The organism is Sphingomonas sp. FW306-1B-B10E (assembly GCF_058782005.1).
The window spans coordinates 1-1,782 of the sequence record NZ_JBYSXG010000110.1 but is presented as its reverse complement, the minus strand read 5'-3'; the positions used below and the strand labels follow the sequence as shown (position 1 = coordinate 1,782).

Annotated in this window: 2 protein-coding genes; both read left to right on the top strand. The window is 65.2% G+C overall.

Annotated elements, in window-relative coordinates; translation table 11 throughout:
* Positions 1-41: 41 nt before the first annotated feature.
* On the top strand, positions 42-557 hold the full coding sequence (gene ilvN / locus AC3WJI_RS21580) for an acetolactate synthase small subunit (RefSeq protein WP_492759366.1): 516 nt from the start codon (positions 42-44) through the stop codon (positions 555-557).
* 163 nt (positions 558-720) lie between these two features.
* Positions 721-1,740, top strand: coding sequence for a ketol-acid reductoisomerase (gene ilvC / locus AC3WJI_RS21575; RefSeq protein WP_492759365.1), 1,020 nt, complete (start codon positions 721-723; stop codon positions 1,738-1,740).
* Positions 1,741-1,782: the final 42 nt, after the last annotated feature.

Here is a 1,782-nt window from a genome sequence, read left to right as displayed (position 1 = left end):
CCCCTAACCCCTCCCGCAAGCGGAAGGGGAATTTAAGAGCCATGCACATCAAGGAAGAGCAAAAGCAGCGGCACACGCTTGCCGTGATCGTCGACAACGAGCCGGGCATCCTCGCCCGGATCGCCGGCCTGTTCACGGCGCGCGGCTACAATATCGAAAGCCTGACCGTCTCGGAGATCACCGAGGACAATCGAATTAGTCGCATCACCATCGTGACGTCGGCCTCGGACGCGGTGATGGAGCAGATCATCGCGCAGCTCGAGCGCCTCGTGCCGGTCCACAAGGTGACCGACCTCACCGCCTTCGGCCCGCACGTCGAGCGCGAGCTGGCGCTGGTGAAGGTCGCGGGGACGGGCGACCACCGGATCGAGGCGCTGCGCCTCGCCGAGGTCTATCGCGCCCGCGTCGTCGACGCGACCACCGGCAGCTTCGTGTTCGAAGTCACCGGCGGCTCGGAAAAGATCGACAAGTTCGTCGAGCTGATGCGCGAACTCGGCCTCGTCGAAGTCGCCCGCACCGGCGTGGTCGCCATTTCGCGCGGCAAGGAAGCCGCCTGAATCAACCCCTCTCCCACTGGGAGAGGGAGGGGCCCATGCGCAGCATGGGAGGGTGAGGGTGAGATGCCCTCATGCCCCGTCACCCTCGCCAACTCCGACTAGGCAGCAAGCTGCCAAGTCTTCGTATCCTCTCCCGGCGGGAGAGGAGCAGAAAGGGAATGTCATGAAAGTCTATTACGATCGCGACGCCGATCTGAACCTGATCACCGGCAAGAAGATCGCCATCCTCGGCTATGGCTCGCAGGGCCATGCCCATGCCCAGAACCTCCGCGATTCGGGCGTCCAGGAAATCGCGATCGCGCTGCGCCCAGGCTCGCCCTCGGCGGTCAAGGCCGAGGATGCCGGCTTCAAGGTGCTGAGCAACAAGGACGCCGCCGGCTGGGCGGACATCCTGATGATCCTCGCTCCCGACGAGCACCAGGCGGCGATCTGGGAGGCCGACCTCAAGGGCAACATGAAGCCCGGCGCGGCGCTCGCTTTCGCGCACGGCCTCAATGTCCATTTCGGCCTGATCGAGCCCCCTGCGGACATCGACGTGATCATGATCGCGCCCAAGGGCCCCGGCCACACCGTGCGCAGCGAATATAAGCGCGGCGGCGGCGTCCCCTGCCTGATCGCGATCCATCAGGACGCCAGCGGCAATGCCCACGACGTCGCGCTGGCCTACGCCTCGGGAGTCGGCGGCGGCCGCTCGGGCATCATCGAAACCAATTTCCGCGAGGAATGCGAGACCGACCTGTTCGGCGAGCAGGCCGTGCTCTGCGGCGGCGTCACCCACCTCATCCAGGCGGGCTTCGAGACCTTGGTCGAGGCCGGCTACGCGCCGGAAATGGCCTATTTCGAATGCCTCCACGAGACCAAGCTGATCGTCGACCTGCTCTATGAGGGCGGCATCGCCAACATGCGCTATTCGATCTCGAACACCGCCGAATATGGCGACATCAAAACCGGCCCGCGCATCATCACCGACGAGACCAAGGCCGAGATGAAGCGCGTCCTCGCCGACATCCAGTCGGGTCGCTTCGTCAAGGACTTCGTCCTCGACAACCGCGCCGGCCAGCCCGAGCTCAAGGCCAGCCGCAAGGCCGCCGCGGCGCATCCGATCGAGCAGGTCGGCGCCGAGCTCCGTGCGATGATGCCCTGGATCAGCGCCAACAAGCTGGTCGACAAGGACAAGAACTGAACCTCTCTTAAGCCCCTCCCCTTCAGGGGAGGGGTTGGGGTG